Here is a 16,329-nt window from a genome sequence, read left to right as displayed (position 1 = left end):
TGCTGGCGGGTCGCGTCGCCAGCGCCGGGCCGCTCGACCTTGATCACGTCAGCACCGAACCACGCGAGGAGCTGCGTGCAGGTGGGGCCGGATTGTACGTGCGTGAAGTCGAGGATCTTCACGCCTTCGAGAGCCTTGCTCATGGGAAACTCCCTGGCTGCAATGATTAGAAAACGATACGGCCACAAACTCCGTTGGGATTATTTTTTGGAAGGATCTCAGAGGTAAACACGCTCGCCATAGGGATGCTCGAAGAAGTTATTCTGCTGCATGCCACCGAGGCGAAGCCCTTCGTCGTGAAGGAACAGCGTGGAAAGGTCTTCGAATACGAAGAACGTCACCCCGGCACCATTGAATGACAGCCCACCCTCGGTTCGAGCTAGGCTAATTGCCCAACGACGCGAGCGCATCTCGGGCGCGAGCATCTGGAATTGGGCGAGCACGCGATGCGCACGGGTCAACGGCTCGGGGACTTCACTGTGTATCCCTTCGCCGACTTTGTTGTCAGCGCTGCGCTGTCTCAAGCGATCGATGGTGCTCATCTGTGGCTCCCTTCGGTGCTGGATGCCTGCTGAACTCGTCGCGACTGCCCTTTTGCTGAGGCTCAGGTTCTGTAGGTGGACCGCTTATGCGACTGTCATGCTCGGCAGTTCGAACGCCTTCGTCGAAGCGGTGTGGGCTAGGGTCGCCAGAAGGTCGGTCTGCGTGATCACGCCGAGGACCGTCCGGTCGGGGCCGGTGACGACGATGGCGTGTGTCCGCCCGTCCGTGAGCGTCGGGACCAAGCTGGCCGCCGGATCATCGAGCGAGGCGGTTCTGGCCTCCGACATCGCCTCGGCGAGGCCGCCAACGTCCCGCAGCGCCAGTTCCCGCAGGCCGACCGTGCCTGCCAGCCGGCCACCCGCATCGACCACCGGCAGCGTCCGGATATTGTGCGCGAGCAGCAGGTCGCGGGCGCGCGCGGCGCCGCCGTCGAGGCCGATCGTCACCACGTCCCGCGACATCACCTCGCCGCAGGTGAGATCGCCGTGCGCCCGGCTGAGCGCGTTCAGCTCGACCTGCTGCAGGAGCCGGTCGAGGTCCGAGCGGTCGATGTCCAGCGCTTCGTTGAGCGTGACCAGCGCCGCGTCGACGTCCTCGGGCTTGAAGCCGACGCGGATCGGCGCAGGCAGGTCGGCCGTCCCGTGCGTGTTCACCGGCGCCGCCGCGGACACGTGCGGATAGTTGCGGCGCGAGATCTTGTGGAAGGCGATGCCGAGCGCGACCAGGATCACCGAGTTGAGGCAGACGGGGAACAAAGGGAACCAGTAGCCAGCCGACGTGACGGCCGGGCCGCCGATGAGCGCCGTCAGGGCCGCCGCGCCTCCCGGCGGGTGGAGCGAGCGCGTGACCGACATCGCCGCGATCGCGAGCGAGACGCCGACGCCGATCGCCACCACGGGATCTGGGATGAGATGAGCCGCGAAGACGCCGACGAAGGCCGAGATCGTGTTGCCGCCGATGACCGGCCAGGGCTGGGCGAGCGGGCTCGCCGGCACGGCGAAGAGAAGCACCGCGGATGCGCCCATGGGGGCGACGATGAGGGGGATGTGCGGTCCTCCGCCGAAGAACCAGCCGCAGATCAGCCCCGTGATCGTGATGCCGACCAGGGCTCCCAGGCAGGCGACGAGACGCTCGCGCAGAGTCGCACCGGCGAGAATCGGCCGGAACAGGCGGAAGCCGGGAACGCGTCCGCTGCGCCGTGATGTGCCGATGGATCCGGACATGTAGGAGCTCGCCTCAAGGGTGAAGAAGAACCTTGTCGACCACCGTGAGAACCAATCCGGCTCGCAGCTAAGAGCCCGGCCTTGGGGACCACATCTCAACGGCCGCTCGGAACCCTGGACCAGAATATGGCGTCAGGAACGCACGAGGTTGGCACCAACGACCCTCAAAGGTAGATGTTCAATAAACCTTTTACCGCTCAAACGCAGGATTTGCAACACTGGTATGCAATATGCCTGAAAGCGAGGCTTGATGCGCCTGACCCGCTTCACCGACTACGCTCTGCGCACGCTGATCTACGTGGGTTCTCATGAGCCGCAGCAGAGCTCGATCGCCGGGATCGCACGTGCCTACGGCATCTCAGAGACACACCTCGTGAAGGTTGTGCATCAACTCGGACGACTTGGCTTGATTCGCACAACGCGAGGGCGGGGTGGTGGAATCCGACTTGGTCAGGCCCCGTCGGAGATCACCGTCGGTGCTGTCATACGACAGACTGAGGAGGATCTAGCGCTGGTGGAATGCTTCGTAGGTCAGGCTTGTGCCATCACGGCACCTTGCCGACTCCGCCGTGTGCTTGGCGAAGCTCTCGATGCATTCTTAGCAGTACTAGATCGCTACACCCTGGCTGACCTGCTAGCAGACGATGCCGGCGCTGAGATCGCGATGCTGCTCGGGCTTACTGTTCCGACCCCGAGAGAGCGGGCAGGAGGCCCGAGCGGCGGCAGCTCGGGCCAGATGGCATCCGGGTCGGAGCGACTTGATCAGTCCCGTACGTCAAGCCGCGCCGGCCGGCGATGACGGAGGTTCTCAGTTCCAAGTGTGGAGCAAGGTGCTCCATCCGTCGCCCTGGCGCTCCAGGACGCTGATCCAGTTGCCGCCGAAGCTCTGCGTCTGGCCCGCTTCACCGGGGCCGATCAGCTACCAGCGCCCAGTCAGGATAAGGATGTCACTTCTCTCGGTAGCATCCTGGACCGTAATCTTGTGGTCCTTGAAGCCCTTGGTCTGCAGGTCGGCGAAGAAGGCGGCGATGGCCTGGGGTCCCTGTACCGGCGAGCTGCCCGCCGGGAACACCTGTCCGTTCTCGCTGTAGAGTTTGCCCAGTGCGGCAGTGTCGCCCTTGTTGAAGCTCTGGTTCCACTGATCGGCAATTGCCTGACCTTGCGTGCTCATCGTCTCTCCATGCTCGTGTTCAGTGCATCGGGGAACCTGCTCTAGGCTCACGCTGCTCGCATCCCATGTAGCGATCAGGATCGGAGAAGGATTCCTCACGCCTGCGCTCCGTCAGGAATGCTCGTCTAGGGCAGCTCCCTTACACGTCAGTGAGACGAGCCTACACAGGCAGAGCTGCCTTGCAGAGCCCACCCCTCATCAACGGTCTGTGCTGGTTTGCTCCTGCGCGACCGATTACGCCCTGCGCATGACTGGATGCGGCTTCCGTCAGAAGCTTGAGCCGGCACGCTGGTCCTCCAAACCTCACTGTGGCCAGTAAGCGCAGCTGTGACTACTCACATGTCGTTCGCTTCGGGGGTTGAAGCCAAGCCCGTTCGCGGAGACGGTCGGAATGACTACTCACCTGATCGCGTCTCTCAAGTGGATGTTCGCAGACGGAGCGTTACGGGGCTGAGGCTCGTTCAGTGATGATGAGGTCCATCCGGATGTCGTGCGGCTGCGGATGGATGGTGCCCAGGCGCGCCAGTTCAAAGCCGACGCCGATCGTCTGCGGCTTCGATGGCATCGCCGCGATGGTCCGGTCATAGAAGCCCCCGCCGTAGCCCAGCCGGAAGCCGGAGACGTCAAAGCCGACGAGCGGCGCGAGCAGGATGTCGGGGAGAAGCGCCTCGCCCTCGGCTGGGATCGGGATGTTCCAGACGCCGCGGGCCATCGGCACACCCGGCCACCATTCACGAAACTGGAGTGGCTGCGCTTTTGCCACTACCACGGGAAGCGCGAGGCGCATCCCGCGCTTGCGCAGACCGGTGAGGAGCGTGCGTGCATCGTACTCCCCTCTGAACGGCCAGTAGAAGCCGATGAGCTGACCCGAGGCCGAGGAGAGTGCCTCCGCCACAGCCTTGTCGATCCGTGTGCTCCAGTCCACCCGGTCTGCAGTGGCGATCTGAAGCCGGCGCTCGATCAGTTGCGCGCGCGTCTCCTTTCGCCACTGCCGGATCGCCGGCCAATCGAGGTTGCCGGCAGGTAGCGGAGGCTCCCCTGCCCGCTCGGATCCACCGGTTAGTCCGACGAAACTCGGATCGAGCTCGTGCATGAAGCAGGGCGGCGAGCTGTAGGTGCCCGGCGCTGCCGGATCCTCCACAGGCTGGTGAGGATCGTTCTCAGGGTTCCTCGTCTGAGTGCCCATGACACTACTCCGCCCCAACAAAGCCATTCAGCGCCAGCGACGATCCAGACATCCTCCAGGGGCGGTTTGCCGGGCCTGTCCACGCCTTCGTTCGACCGTCACCGAAGAACCACGTTAGTACCAGCAGTGCGTGCCACAACATCCCGCGTCACCACGCCGAAGTCCATCAACTCTGCCATCTGCTCAAGGATCGCCTACTCGGCAGGTCGAGGTAGATTTCGCCAAGCAGACGAAGGTTCCGCATAGCAGGGCTGAGGCGTTTACCTACCTCCTGACGAGTTTCTGCAGACAATGTAGGCGATCCCTGGCTTCCGGCCGCCGGAAACTCCGGGAGCCTGCCTCACGATCGCCCAGCATCGAGGAAGGAGCGGCCATGTCGTTGAACAAGAGCCTGCAGACCATCGCCGCTGCGAACGGCATCGGGACGGACATGAATTTCGGCGCTGTCACGCCGCCGCTCTACCTGACCACCACCTTCACCTTCGCAGGCTACGAGCAGGCCCGTACCTATGACTACACGCGGGCCGGCAACCCCAGCCGCGCGCTGCTCGCCGACACCATTGCGCAATTGGAGGGGGGCGCAGGAGCCACAGTCACAGCCAGCGGCATGGCGGCGATCGATCTCGTCCTCGGGACCCTCGGAAGCGGCGACCTTATTGTGGCTCCGCACGACTGCTATGGCGGAACCTATCGCCTGATCGCAGCGCGGGCGGCCAAGAGCCAGTTCAACGTCGCCTTCGTTGATCAGTCGGACGAAGCCGCGCTCGCGGCCGCGTTGCGAGGTGATCCGGCTCTCGTGTTGATCGAGACCCCGAGCAATCCCTTGATGCGGGTGGTCGACATCCGTGCGGTCTCAACGCGCGCGAAGGCGGCGGGCGCCAAGGTCGCCGTGGACAACACCTTCCTGTCCCCTGCCCTGCAGCGGCCGATCGCGCTCGGGGCGGACTACGTCATCCATTCGACGACGAAGTATCTGAACGGACATTCCGACGTGGTGGGTGGCGCGATCGTAGCGGCCGATCCTGACGACGCTGCTCAACTTGCCGAATGGTCCAACATCACCGGCGTCACGGGCGCGCCCTTCGACGCCTTCCTCACTCTGCGCGGGCTGCGAACCCTCTTCCCTCGCATCGCGCAGCAGCAGCGAACGGCAGGAGCAATCGCAGCCTTTCTCGCACAACACCCGAAGGTCGCTGCGACCTACTATCCGGGACTCGCGTCGCATCCCGGCCACGCGATCGCACAGGCGCAGCAGGCGGGCTTCGGCGCCATGCTGAGCTTCGAGCTTGCTGGCGGCACCGATGAGGTACGGCGGTTCGTTGAGGCTGTGGATGGGTTCACGCTCGCGGAATCGCTCGGTGGCGTGGAGAGTCTGATCGCTCATCCCGCGACGATGACCCATGCCAGCATGGGCGCGGAGGCTCGCCATGCCGCTGGGATAAGCGCTACCCTGCTGCGCCTCTCCGTGGGGCTGGAGGCTGAGGACGACCTTGTCGCTGGCCTCCCGCGCGGCCTCGACGCGCTCCGCTGATAGGCACGCTGCCGTTCCTATCCCGCAAGCCTGCCAAAGGCGACTTTGAGGCGCCGGTCTGAACCGCAAAACGCATTTGCTTCTGCGTCTGAGATCCAACCTTACCCTGCCTGATCGCTTGGTCGCCCGTTCCGGCCGCAGGAGTGGTTCATTGTGCCGTTCCCGGTGATCGACGAGGCCGCTCGCCGACTCATGGATGGATCGTTGCCAGCTTTCCACTTCGATCGTGCGACCGCGTCGCTTCAGCCAACCCTGAACTGAGAACTCACGCGGCGCAGATCCGGAGGCCATTGGCGAGGCGCAGGTGGTCCTGGACGGCTTGGTTGTTGAGGCGCGAGCGGCAGCCGAGACCGTCCGCCTCCGGTAGTGATCCAGGTCACTTCCCAGCTGGATTCAGACCCGTCACCCTCGACTCGATGTAGAAGCTGGCGATCTGACCAATTTGCGCAGACACTTCAACGGACTCACCCGTGGCGTTGCTCCACAAGAATTGACAGAAAGTCACGTCGAGTGGACCCCGCTGACAAACCGCTTCCGAATAGCGACTGCACAGTTTTTCTATGCCGGGACTGCATCGCTCTGTTACAGGCATGCCAAGGGTGACCGGCCGAAAGCCACGCAGTTGCATAGACTCTCTGACCTTCTCGTAGCTTAGACCTTGGTAGGCATCAGATAGCTTCTCGAGCTCTGAGGGTAGTGGAAGATCGACGTACAGCGCATGTCGCTCGATCCCAGCCATCGCCCATTCTGCGCTGACAAACTGAGGCTCCGCAAAACCGCAGAAAATACCAATTTGTCGCCCACCGGTAAAAACACGGAAGCTGCCATCGGTCATCTTTTGCAATAAAATTTCATCAACGTTCGCGTAATTGCGTTCAGGTAGTTTGCCGCTGTAGGCGTAAGATAGAAAACTGAACGTCGCCGACAGGCCGCTCAATCGTGTGAGCGCGATGGATGAAGTGAATAGTCCCGCGAAATAACCATCGGCATCCGCAACGGACTTACAGTCCGGTGACGACACGGCTGCCTGTTTGCCTTGGCTGAACTGAAAGGCTGGATTCAGGCTGAGGGTTTGATCGGAGATCCGCTGCTGTTGCCGGGCTCGTTGCGCGGCGGCTGGGGCCACATCGAGGCTGAACGAACCAGCCAGCACCATAAGGCCAACAACAAAGCATCGCGTCGGATGGCTCGGCTTGCGTCGAGCTCGCAGGCAGCTCATCGGGCGGCGACCTGCGAAACTTCCTTTTTGCGTCGCAACTCGCGACTGCCAAGGTAAGCCATCACAGAAAGGATGAGGGCGATCCCGCCCCAAATGTTCATGTCCTTGAAGACCGTGGTTGAGCCGGTGATGAGGCCAAGGACACCAGCCAGCAGAAATATGCCTGCTGAGAGACGAGGTAGCCCAAGGGCGAAAGCTGAGCCGAGGATGAAAAGGAAGGCGACGAGTACGCCGACAGCGCCGCCACCCGAAGTCGCCTTGTCTGCTGCCATGCGCCCGCCGACAGCGATAGCGCAGGATTGCAGCCCAACGATCATCGTGAGGCATAAGCCGATGATCAGCACGGCAATTCTCATCGCGTTTCCCCCTGGTTCTGGTCTGCCACCCGCGCGCTGAAATCCGACAAGGGACGAATCGCCGGAGCCCGCTGGGTCAATTGATTGCCGTGGGTGCACCAAAATGTTGGCCGGCTGGGTATTATGTCGAACATATTCGATGGTTTTAGCCCGGGCAAGCTGGTGCCCATCCGGTCATGGACGGGCGAGCCCGCGTGGCGTGGCATCTTCGCAGGTTGCGGACCGAGCGCGGTCTCTCTCAGGAGAGCCTTGCTGTCGATGCTGCAGTCGATCGCACCTACGTCAGCGGCATCGAGCGCGGCACATTCAACCCCTCGGTTGACCTGATCGAGCGGCTTGCAAAAGCCCTGGCGGTCGATGTGGCGGAGTTCTTCACCCCAGTTGATGCGAGCGCAGCACCGCCCCAGCCCCTGAGGCCAGGACGACGGCCAGCTCGTTGAGAAGTGTTGCAAAAGATTTTTTGCTCGAAGCTGATCGGGAGGCACGCTCAGTACTCCTCGCCAGAATGGCTTAAAAGCAGACGCTTTGAAGCTCTGCGGTAAGTGTCCCGCTGCGGCTCAAATTTAGCTTCGACAGCTACGTCGAGGCTTTGCGGGTTAATCGGTTCGCGCGGGCACCTTAATGTCAGGCGCTCGCGAAAACCTATTCACGAGAAAATCCGGCCGAACCAGACGTCATTTCTGGCCAGCCAAACGATCAGCGGCCGCAAATGCGCGACTCGATAAAGCCGCGAGTTGTTGCGCTTCGTGCTTCAGAGCGGCTGCAAATGCGATCCGCGCACCTGGCCGCTGCACCTCGGCCTCAGCGAGCACGGCCGCAAGCTCGTCCGAGCCGAGGCTCGACACAGTATCGAGGGCCTGCATGAGGACGCCACGTGAGCACGTACACGCATCCGCAGGATTGGAGCGACCAAGATGCTCGCCAGATTGGGGCTGATCAGGCGCCATGTTCAGTACTCCTCGGCTAGCATGATCGTGAGAATGCGCGTTGTGACACTCGAGTTGGCTGGGTCGGGTGAGTGCCCGAGCAGGGCGCGATCGTAGGTGTCAATCTTCCAGAAGAAGCGCTCCCCGCCGACTTCGATCGCACCGAAATCGTGCTCGCCGTGTGGGTCATTGTCGGCATTGAAGTCAGCAAAGCGCCGAACTGCGAGGAGAAGCGCAATGCGCTTAGCCTCGCGCAACGCGGTGACGCCGGGCGTTTCAACCACCTGACCGCCGACGAAGGTACGCCGGAAGAGGTCATTCAGCGCACGAACCTTGGCGGTTCGGTCGTCCGCGTTTGCGGCTCCATGGTGCTGCTCCGGTCCGATGATCATGGCGGCACCCCTTCAAGCCTGAGCCGCGAGCGAGGCTGGATTGAGCAGGCCGATCTGGCTGCGCTGGCGAGCGAAGGCGGGCTCGTCGAAGGTGTCGCGCCACTTCAGGATCAGCCGCTCGGCTGAGGGCATGTTCATGACGATGGCGGGCCACCAGCTCTCCTCGTCGTGCTCCGGCGCGAGCACCACGCTGCCGACGCGGATCTGCTCCCAGTTGGTCGGGCGATGGGTGGAGCCCGCGTGCGGCAACTCGGCGGGCGGCTTCGAGGTGATGCCACTACCAGCCACAGGGTGGCCTTCGAGCGAGGGATTTGGCGAACCCTTGGCTTGCGGCGTGTCGGGCGTGGCGCCTACCGGGGCAGGTTCAGGCGCGGTATGCCCCTGCATGGCCGTGAGGCGGGCGTACAGGGCCGCTTTGACGAAGGGCACGAACGCACGGCCACTGGCAAACACCCGGCCCTGGGGCAGCCTGGCAGCCTCGGCACGGTGCTCGTCGGTGGCGACCTTCAGGCAGCGCATGCCCATCAGCCCGGCGGCGCGCTCGGCCAAAGCGGCATCGGCCTCCGTGAAGCTGGAGGCATGCGGCTTCCCAGACTCGTCGAGCCCGAACACGATGAGCGCAGAGGTGCTGTTCTCAGCTGGTTTGCTGGAGGTCGTCTGGGTCTTCTCACTGGTCATGGATCTTCTCCGAACATGAAGAAGGGGCCCGCAGGCCCCTCCGTGTGGATCGTGCTGCTGAGCATGGCTGCTTCGGCTGAGCGACAGCCTCGGGTCACGACACTGGCAGTCGGCTGCCAAATGCATCAGCGCGGCAGCTACCATATAGGATTATAGTCTTTGTGTCAACAGTGCTGCATTTCGAGCTAGTAACTCAGGGATGATTTTACCGCGTTATATCTATTCGAAGGGCTGCATCTGCTCGCCAGAATTTTGATTTCGTTCGGATATTACGCGCGACATCCCACCGACACGTTGTACTGATGCCCCTTTATCTGAAGGATTGCTGTAAGGTGTCAGATTGCTCAGGCTTGCGGTCCAGGCGAGCGGACCGCCGACCTCCTGGCCAGCTGCAAGGCCCTACAGCTGCAGCTGGAGGTGCGGCACTTCCACTGCCGCAACGCGGCTTCCCCCGGCGCACCTTCGCCGAGCGATTGAGACCGTGGCGAACGAAGAGCGACGCGGAGCGTAATCGCTGCGCCGTTCGGGGCGATAGTTTGATCACCTTCGCTGGCCGTGGCGTGGGTTGCCCATGGGCAGCGACGCTCCATGCCCCCTACAGCATCGAGATCGAGCCTCTCGCGAAATGTGGGCGTGGGCTGAAGAGCGATTAGAAGATCAGCCATGTCCCAAGCATCAGGCTGCCTAGGAAGAGGCACGAGCTCGCAGCGACTGCGAGAGCTTCCCGGTGCCTGAGCAGTAGAGCATCGAACGCGGCGGTCATGGCGGGCCGGAGGTCTAAGGTTGGAAGAGAGGGTAGCTCTCTGCAGGCGGCCAGCCAGAGCGAAAAAGTGCTAGTCCAACAGGGATTTCACCGTCGTCGCACACCTGCAACATCCGCCGCACAGGAAGATGTGAGACCGGAGCCGGGCGCGACCGACCAACGGTTCAGCAGTGAGCCTGTACCGTCCAAATCGGGGCGAACTGAGCGCGCGCCAGCCGTCCTCGGTACGCGGAGTGCCTCAATCTGTCTCACGAGTGCTGACGGCGGACACTCAGAACTTACGATCGCCGGCCTGCTGGGTCAGAGCGTGCCTGGCGTCACGGCCCGCTATGCCCACGTGCCCGATACGGCGGTGGTGGCTGCGGCTGATGCGGTAGCTAAGTAGATTACGGAGCGGCTGACTACTCGCGGCTCAATCGAAGGGCATATTGCTCCTCATTTCCCGCATTATCGGTAGCGGTGGCCTCAAACCGCAATGGTTCGGAGGGGCGGCGTGGAGGATCGATCCAACGTGCATCCTCGGTGTCGGTGCTTGAGACCTGCTGCAGGCAGCTTGCTGATAGGGTCTTTGCGAGAGCCCACTCTAGTTGCTGCGCGACAGGGGCGTCTTCGAGGGCCATCATGGTAGCAACGAGTACACAGAGCACCAGAATGCCCGGTATGACCGCGCGGACAAGGAGCATTTGCGTCTCCTGATCTGCCGCCGGGTATGATATTTCCTAAATATTGCCGGCAGCATCTACATGGAAGAGACGCATTGTGGCCTCGAAAGGGCAGATGCTGAGCTTCTGTAAGCTTAACGCCCGCACTCCAATGTCGGTGCCATAGCGGACCGAGAACGCTACAGGTGATCGTCAAGCAGAAGCCGGAGGTCGGCGAGGGCCTTCTTCGGGACGAGTAGCGCGATCTCTCGGCCATCCGGCGCTTCGAACCGAACGACGACCGTGTCGCCCCCGTCGATCGCCATTAACCCCTTGAACGCGCGTACAGACAGCACGACGGGGCGCATGGTCTCTGGCATCGGCAACCTCCGTAAAGCGTCCATCTGCGCCGTTCGGAGCTACAATAAGATTCCTAAGCATATGATAGCGCGCAACTGGATTGTGCGTCTGTGGGCAAATGGGGATCGCGTACCCCAGCGGTGCCCGTGGTACACATCTGGGCGCGGGTCAGCTTCGTTGAGATCTCTTCCGGGACGAGCTTTGCTCGCATGTACGGGCCACCGAGGCTGATCCGCTTCACGGTGCCTGATCGTGTTCACGTACGGGTCCGCCAACACCACTATCACTTCGAAGAATGGGACCGGAAGCCTGGATGAAATGGGGCCCCGCGGGGCCTCTGTGCCGTACCCGGCCCATCAAGGCGACGTTCAAGCCGAGAATGATAATAAGGGCAGCGCTGTCGGATGCGCTTTGCAGGCGAGCGTCGCTCACAAACGGTCCGGGCACAACAGGGGCCCTGCCGGCTTCTGCGCGCGGCACTCCCGACCGCAGGCGCTCAGACGGGGCGTTGACGAGCGATCAGCGGGCGGCTCTCATCGAGATTGCATTCTGCTCCCCAAGCCCGGTGCTGCGCTGAGCCTTCGCGAGCAGCTGCTTGATGCGGTCCACCACGTGCTGTGTGGGGTAGGGCTTGCGCATCAGCGGACCGCCCTCGCACAAGTCTCCCGCGATGTCGGCTGAACGAGCCGCGCCCGAGGTCAGGATCACCTTGACCGCAGGGTGGTTCGCGCGAACCCAACGCGCCAAGCCAAAGCCGTCCATCGAGCCCTGAGGCATCTCGATGTCGGAGAAGACAAGATCGACCGTGATCTCGGGCGTGCTCAGTACGGCCATTGCCTCGTCAGCGTTTGCCGCCTCGTGCACACGATAGCCGCACTCGCGCAGGTACTCGGCGACAACAAGCCGGATCAGCACCTCGTCATCGACCACCAGAATGGTGTGACCCGGAGGGGCCCCCTCGAGCGGCAGTATATCGGGTGGCAGCGTGCTCATGGTCACGCTTCAACCAAGAGGGATGCGTTCAGGTTCCGGCTATGGGTTCCAGAGGTACTACGCGTCAGGAGGAGCCAGCCTGCTCCGAACGAGGGTCAGCACGCGAGAGATCAGATAGGGCTTGGGGATGAACGACCCCAGAGTTTCAACCGCGAGCGCATCGTCATCGCGCAGCCGGCTTGAGGTGAAGATAATCGCGATGGCAGGTCGAACGCGCTTCGCGTACGCGGCCGTCGCCAACCCCTCCGCGTTGCTCGGCAGATGCAGGTCGAGAAACAGCAAATCGACCGGCAACGCTCGAAGGATGGCCTGCGCTTCAGCGTCTGACGCGGCCTCTACAACCTTGTAGCCCGCGTCGCGCAGGGGAGCGCAGATCGCGACGCGGCTCATGACATTGTCCTCAACCACAAGGATCGTTTCGACCTGTGGTGACGCAAAGGGAGGGCCGTCTGCTGCAGCGGCGTTCAAGGGTACCTCATGAATGCAAAGCGCGGGGGCCAGCGGGGGCATGAAGCGGAGGCAAGCCTTCTAAGGCAGCCTGGCCGGTACCGGAACAGTGACCCGTTGTCCCTGTGCAGCCGCGGTTGCAGCCTCAGGGGTATTCCTCCTTCGTGCCGAAAACCTCCCAGCTCGCGGGAACGCAGGCGTTAGCTACCCCGTTCGTGCCGTCGTTGCTGATCGCAGCAAGGCATCAGCCTGAGCGGCCTTCGCCGAAATTGCCGCACATCAGGCCGGAGAAACGATGCATTCTCGCATTGCAGCAGTAATCATCGTGGCTGCCATTCTACCAGCAGAGGCGCTGGCGGAGGACGACTGTCCGAGGCATTTCGAAAACTATGGCCTGTACCTTCAAGCCAAAAAGTCCTGCGCACGGGAAACCGAGTACCCGTTCATGGCGATCATGAAGGCCCGCGCCGATGGATCATCTCAGCCTTGAACAGGCTGATCACCATCTCGGCGAGAGCATTGTCACAGGAACCGCCGACGCTGCAGACGAACGGTTCGATACCCCCTCGGCGAGGCGCCCACGCCGATGCCGGACCGGCCAGTCCGCAAGTTCTAAAGACATCCCGTCGACGAGGGCCGAGGACGGATCTCAGCAGCGTGTCCGCCTGCCTGCCACCGCCCCGTTGCCACCTTCACTGTATTCGGCTCCCGTCAGCATGCCCGTGCCGGTCCCGTCGGTGATCGCTCGAGCTGCGATGAACGTCTGCTTCTGCAGTTCAGATGACGAAGGCCGCCATTCTGCTCTCGGCCGGAATCAGCCATCCGGAATTGCACCCGTCTCTCAGAACTGGACTCGGCGGACGCAAGCTGCGCAGATGTAAAATCCGTTAACATACGTGGAACCTACGTAGTCGCAGCCGGTTCGACTCAGCGGACAGGCTGAAGGCAGGATGAGCGACAATCCCAAAACACCGCAGGGCACGACGCAGGCTGACGAGCCCCGGCTGAGCTCTGCCTCATCATCGAACCTTACCACCTCGGCAGGCGGCACCTCATTGAAGGCTGAGTCGGGCGCCGAGACGGTCATCCCAGTCGTCGAGGAGACGGCGCACATCGAGAAACGTGCCGTCGAGACGGGCCGCGTTCGGGTCAGCACGCACACGGACACGGTCGAGCAGATCCTGCGCGAGACGCTGCGGGATGAGGCTGTCGGTGTCACGCGCGTGCCGGTCAATCGCACGCTCCGCGAGGGCGAGGCTGCTCCTCAGATCCGAGAAGAGGGCGGGGTGACCATCATCCCTGTCCTCGAGGAAGTCCTCGTCGTCGAGAAGCGGCTGGTCCTGCGCGAAGAGGTCCACGTCCACCGCACCACCTCCGGCGAGGAGGTCGAGGTTCCGGTCACGCTGCGCCGCCAGCGCGCCGTGGTCGAACGCGTGAGCCCCGAGGGGGAGATCACGGAAGTGCCACCACAGGAGACGGGTTCATGACGCAGACGATCACGGCCATGTACGACGACCAAGCTCAGGCTCAGGCGGCCATGAGCAAGCTCATCGCGGCGGGCTTCCCGCAAAGCTCGATCCGGCTCACGCCGGGCTCCTCCACGACTGCGACCCGCAGCACGGGCTCGTACGACCGCACCCGCGACGAGGGGGGCTTCTGGGCAGCTCTGAAGGATGCGTTCATGCCGGATGAGGATCGCTACACCTACAGCGAGGGCCTGAGCCGCGGCGGCACGTTGCTGAGCGCGTCGGTCGACGACAGCAGGGTTGCCGCTGCCATCGACATCTTGGAGGAGCACGGCTCGGTCGATCTCGACGAGCGCGAGGCGAGCTGGCGCAAGGAAGGCTGGAGCGGCTACACGGCGACCTCGGCAGGGACGGCCTCCAACGCGACCGGCGCAAGCAGCCAGGGCGCGCAGGCGGCCGGCGGCATTCCGGTGACCGGACAGTCGACGGGGGCTGACACGCGCGCGGGGGCGGCGGATCTGCGTACGGGTTCGACCGGCACGGGTGACCGAGAGGCGATCCCGGTCGTCGAGGAGCGCCTCAACGTCGGCAAGCGGGTGACGGAACACGGCCGCGTGCGAGTGCGCTCCTACGCGGTTGAGCGGCCGGTTGAGGAGCAGGTGAGTCTGCGTGAGGAATCCGTGCAAGTCGAGCGGCGTCCCGTCGACCGCCCGGTTACCGCGGCCGATGAGGCGCTGTTTGCCGAGAAGACCATCGAGGCGACGGAGCGCAGCGAGGAGGCGGTAGTCTCCAAGGACACGCGCGTCGTTGAGGAGGTCGGCATCCGCAAGGACGCGACCCAGCGCACCGAGACCGTCAGCGACACGGTGCGGCGCACCGAGGTCGAAGTCGAGGATGAGCGCGGCAACGTGAGCCGCACGGGCACAACCGGCACGACGGACCGGAGCCGCTGAGGCTAGACGGGGGGCAGCCCTCGGGTGGTGCTGCCCCGCCACACCGGGTCCGGAAGACGTGTCCGTCCGGTGGTCGCCGGGGCGTCCGGTAAAGATCTGTTAACGGCGCCTGCCCTGCACTGACGCATCTGCGCGGGGCTGCGATGCGTCACATCCATGTCGAGGCGGGCTTGCGCCTGCGGTTTCCGGGGCGCGACGAGGCGTTCAACGAGGGTGTCGAGATTGGCCTGGCGCTGGCCCGCATGGCCGCGGGTCAGCGGGAGTTCACGCTTCGCTGTGCAGCGACAACGCTCAATCAGGCTCATGTCATGGCCGCGCGCATGGGGTACCGCGTCCATGTCGTGCAGGTTAACGAGACCTCAGCAGAGGTGACGTTTCTGACCGGCAGCAGGCGGCCCAAGCTCACGCTGATCCCAGGTTTGGATCGCATCTCCCAGGCGGGGTAGGAGCACGCAGATCCAGTGGACTGTCAGTTCGAGACCGCTTTCGCAAGCTCGCGAGCGTCAGCTTCGGCAGCGGCGACGCTGTTGATGCCACCTCCGACAGCCCTTGAGCTTCCCGCCTCAGATGGCGAGCCAGACCATCAGGATCGCTGCGGAGGCCCCTGCGAAAGCAAGGCCGAGAGGACCATGCAGTGAACTGATCCACGCTGTCGACGTCCTGGCCTCGGCGATGGATCGGCTGATTGGCCGGTCCGTTGCTGACAAACCAAAGCGCTGCCCACAAGTTAATCTACGGCAACCACCTAGCAAAAGGACCGCCCCTGAGGAAGGCGCGAAGTCTAGGGAGAAAACACGCAAGGAGCGTTGCGGCTCTGGAACGCCAATACCAGGGTCGCCTTCTGGCAACTCGAGGAAGTTGGCTGGGTTCCGAGGGCCAAGGTTGCCAGACAGACTCGTCGCAAGGCGGGCCTGTTCTGCATTCAGACAGTAGTACGGCGTTACTCCTTTGCAGAAGGCCGATGTGCCCTTCCGAGACCACTCCCCTTGGCGAGTTCCGAGCGCTGGGCGGCGTAAGCCGCGGCCACCATCGGGTAGTCGTTGGGCAGGCCGTAGCGCTGGCGGTAGCTGTAGGGGTCGAGCCCGTGGCTGGCGAGGTGCCGCTTGAGCGTCTTGTACGGCCGGCCGTCAACGAACGAGATCAGCGCGTCCGGCGTGATCGATTTGCGGATCTGCGAAAGCGTGGCCTTCTCGACCTCTTCCTCAGCATTGGGCTGAGCTGCGCCGCTCGCAAGCCCACTCAGAGCCGAGTGGACGCTTCTGAATAGGTCCGGAAGCTCGCTGGCGGGAAGCCGGTTTCTAGAGACGTAGGCAGACACGATATCGGCTGCGGTCTCAGTAAGCGCGGTTGCGCCACGCTGCGTTGCCTCTGACACGTCCTCTCCCGGTCTCGTGCTTGCGCGTGAGTTCGCTTGTTCAGCCCCTCGCTCTGCGAGAGCCAAGCAGGTATGCGCGGCGAGAAACGGGAAGAGGCCCGAAAGG

The 16,329-nt window shown here is 63.2% G+C and carries 21 protein-coding genes; 7 read left to right on the top strand and 14 right to left on the bottom strand.

The features are described 5' to 3' along the window. The 3 genes from J2X36_RS19530 to J2X36_RS19520 form a co-directional block, all read right to left on the bottom strand. Positions 1-143: CoA transferase (locus J2X36_RS19530; protein ID WP_310352106.1), on the bottom strand; the 143-nt coding region annotated here is incomplete at its 3' end. Positions 144-218: 75 nt separating this feature from the next. Next, positions 219-542 carry a hypothetical protein gene (locus J2X36_RS19525; RefSeq protein WP_310352865.1) on the bottom strand — a complete coding sequence of 108 codons (324 nt, stop codon included), beginning with the start codon at positions 540-542 and terminating at the stop codon, positions 219-221. 84 nt (positions 543-626) lie between these two features. Further along, positions 627-1,766, bottom strand: coding sequence for an HPP family protein (locus J2X36_RS19520; protein WP_310352864.1), 1,140 nt, complete (start codon positions 1,764-1,766; stop codon positions 627-629). Between the two features lie 250 nt (positions 1,767-2,016). Between J2X36_RS19520 and J2X36_RS19515 the strand changes: the two genes are divergently transcribed. Next, complete coding sequence (locus tag J2X36_RS19515; RefSeq protein WP_310352873.1) at positions 2,017-2,565, top strand: Rrf2 family transcriptional regulator; 549 nt, start codon at positions 2,017-2,019, stop codon at positions 2,563-2,565. Positions 2,566-2,685: 120 nt separating this feature from the next. On the opposite strand, the gene J2X36_RS19510 is transcribed toward J2X36_RS19515, so the two are convergent. Next, a complete protein-coding gene (locus tag J2X36_RS19510; RefSeq protein ID WP_310352861.1) occupies positions 2,686-2,937 on the bottom strand; it encodes a ketosteroid isomerase family protein in 252 nt (83 codons plus the stop codon). Positions 2,938-3,379: 442 nt separating this feature from the next. Then, positions 3,380-4,123 carry a 5-formyltetrahydrofolate cyclo-ligase gene (locus J2X36_RS19505; RefSeq protein WP_310352858.1) on the bottom strand — a complete coding sequence of 248 codons (744 nt, stop codon included), beginning with the start codon at positions 4,121-4,123 and terminating at the stop codon, positions 3,380-3,382. 373 nt (positions 4,124-4,496) lie between these two features. On the opposite strand from J2X36_RS19505, the gene metB reads away from it, so the two are divergent. Further along, positions 4,497-5,654: a cystathionine gamma-synthase gene (gene metB, locus J2X36_RS19500; RefSeq protein WP_310352857.1), complete on the top strand. Its 1,158-nt coding sequence runs from the start codon at positions 4,497-4,499 to the stop codon at positions 5,652-5,654. A gap of 376 nt (positions 5,655-6,030) precedes the next feature. Here the strand turns inward: metB and J2X36_RS19495 are convergent, their stop codons facing one another. Then, positions 6,031-6,873, bottom strand: a complete 843-nt coding sequence (locus J2X36_RS19495) for a hypothetical protein (RefSeq protein ID WP_310352854.1) — start codon at positions 6,871-6,873, stop codon at positions 6,031-6,033. Beyond that, positions 6,870-7,217 (bottom strand): hypothetical protein, encoded by a 348-nt coding sequence (locus tag J2X36_RS19490; protein ID WP_310352850.1) that lies wholly within the window; start codon positions 7,215-7,217, stop codon positions 6,870-6,872. Before J2X36_RS19490 ends, J2X36_RS19495 begins: the two co-directional genes overlap by 4 nt. A gap of 188 nt (positions 7,218-7,405) precedes the next feature. Between J2X36_RS19490 and J2X36_RS19485 the strand changes: the two genes are divergently transcribed. Then, a complete protein-coding gene (locus J2X36_RS19485) occupies positions 7,406-7,669 on the top strand; it encodes a helix-turn-helix transcriptional regulator (protein ID WP_310352847.1) in 264 nt (87 codons plus the stop codon). 234 nt (positions 7,670-7,903) lie between these two features. Here the strand turns inward: J2X36_RS19485 and J2X36_RS19480 are convergent, their stop codons facing one another. The 6 genes from J2X36_RS19480 to J2X36_RS19455 form a co-directional block, all read right to left on the bottom strand. After that, entirely contained in the window at positions 7,904-8,092 is a 189-nt protein-coding gene (locus J2X36_RS19480; RefSeq protein ID WP_310352845.1) for a hypothetical protein, read from the bottom strand. A gap of 86 nt (positions 8,093-8,178) precedes the next feature. Further along, entirely contained in the window at positions 8,179-8,547 is a 369-nt protein-coding gene (locus tag J2X36_RS19475; protein WP_310352843.1) for a DUF3768 domain-containing protein, read from the bottom strand. A gap of 12 nt (positions 8,548-8,559) precedes the next feature. After that, complete coding sequence (locus J2X36_RS19470) at positions 8,560-9,225, bottom strand: hypothetical protein (protein ID WP_310352842.1); 666 nt, start codon at positions 9,223-9,225, stop codon at positions 8,560-8,562. Positions 9,226-10,829: 1,604 nt separating this feature from the next. After that, positions 10,830-11,009, bottom strand: a complete 180-nt coding sequence (locus J2X36_RS19465) for a hypothetical protein (protein ID WP_310352840.1) — start codon at positions 11,007-11,009, stop codon at positions 10,830-10,832. A 499-nt stretch (positions 11,010-11,508) separates the two neighbouring features. Then, positions 11,509-11,982 (bottom strand): response regulator, encoded by a 474-nt coding sequence (locus J2X36_RS19460; RefSeq protein WP_310352837.1) that lies wholly within the window; start codon positions 11,980-11,982, stop codon positions 11,509-11,511. Between the two features lie 57 nt (positions 11,983-12,039). Next, positions 12,040-12,450 carry a response regulator gene (locus tag J2X36_RS19455; RefSeq protein WP_310352833.1) on the bottom strand — a complete coding sequence of 137 codons (411 nt, stop codon included), beginning with the start codon at positions 12,448-12,450 and terminating at the stop codon, positions 12,040-12,042. Between the two features lie 274 nt (positions 12,451-12,724). On the opposite strand from J2X36_RS19455, the gene J2X36_RS19450 reads away from it, so the two are divergent. From J2X36_RS19450 to J2X36_RS19435, 4 genes are all read left to right on the top strand, one after another. Then, positions 12,725-12,919 (top strand): hypothetical protein, encoded by a 195-nt coding sequence (locus J2X36_RS19450; RefSeq protein WP_310352831.1) that lies wholly within the window; start codon positions 12,725-12,727, stop codon positions 12,917-12,919. A 460-nt stretch (positions 12,920-13,379) separates the two neighbouring features. Further along, on the top strand, positions 13,380-13,916 hold the full coding sequence (locus J2X36_RS19445) for a YsnF/AvaK domain-containing protein (protein WP_310352828.1): 537 nt from the start codon (positions 13,380-13,382) through the stop codon (positions 13,914-13,916). Next, positions 13,913-14,848: a YsnF/AvaK domain-containing protein gene (locus J2X36_RS19440; protein WP_310352826.1), complete on the top strand. Its 936-nt coding sequence runs from the start codon at positions 13,913-13,915 to the stop codon at positions 14,846-14,848. Before J2X36_RS19445 ends, J2X36_RS19440 begins: the two co-directional genes overlap by 4 nt. 143 nt (positions 14,849-14,991) lie before the next feature. After that, positions 14,992-15,294, top strand: a complete 303-nt coding sequence (locus tag J2X36_RS19435; RefSeq protein WP_310352824.1) for a hypothetical protein — start codon at positions 14,992-14,994, stop codon at positions 15,292-15,294. Positions 15,295-15,788: 494 nt separating this feature from the next. On the opposite strand, the gene J2X36_RS19430 is transcribed toward J2X36_RS19435, so the two are convergent. Further along, a complete protein-coding gene (locus tag J2X36_RS19430; RefSeq protein ID WP_310352823.1) occupies positions 15,789-16,223 on the bottom strand; it encodes a MucR family transcriptional regulator in 435 nt (144 codons plus the stop codon). Positions 16,224-16,329: the final 106 nt, after the last annotated feature.

The organism is Methylobacterium sp. BE186, from assembly GCF_031457035.1.
Classification (GTDB): Bacteria; Pseudomonadota; Alphaproteobacteria; order Rhizobiales; family Beijerinckiaceae; genus Methylobacterium; species Methylobacterium segetis.
This window is presented reverse-complemented; position numbering and strand designations above follow the sequence as displayed.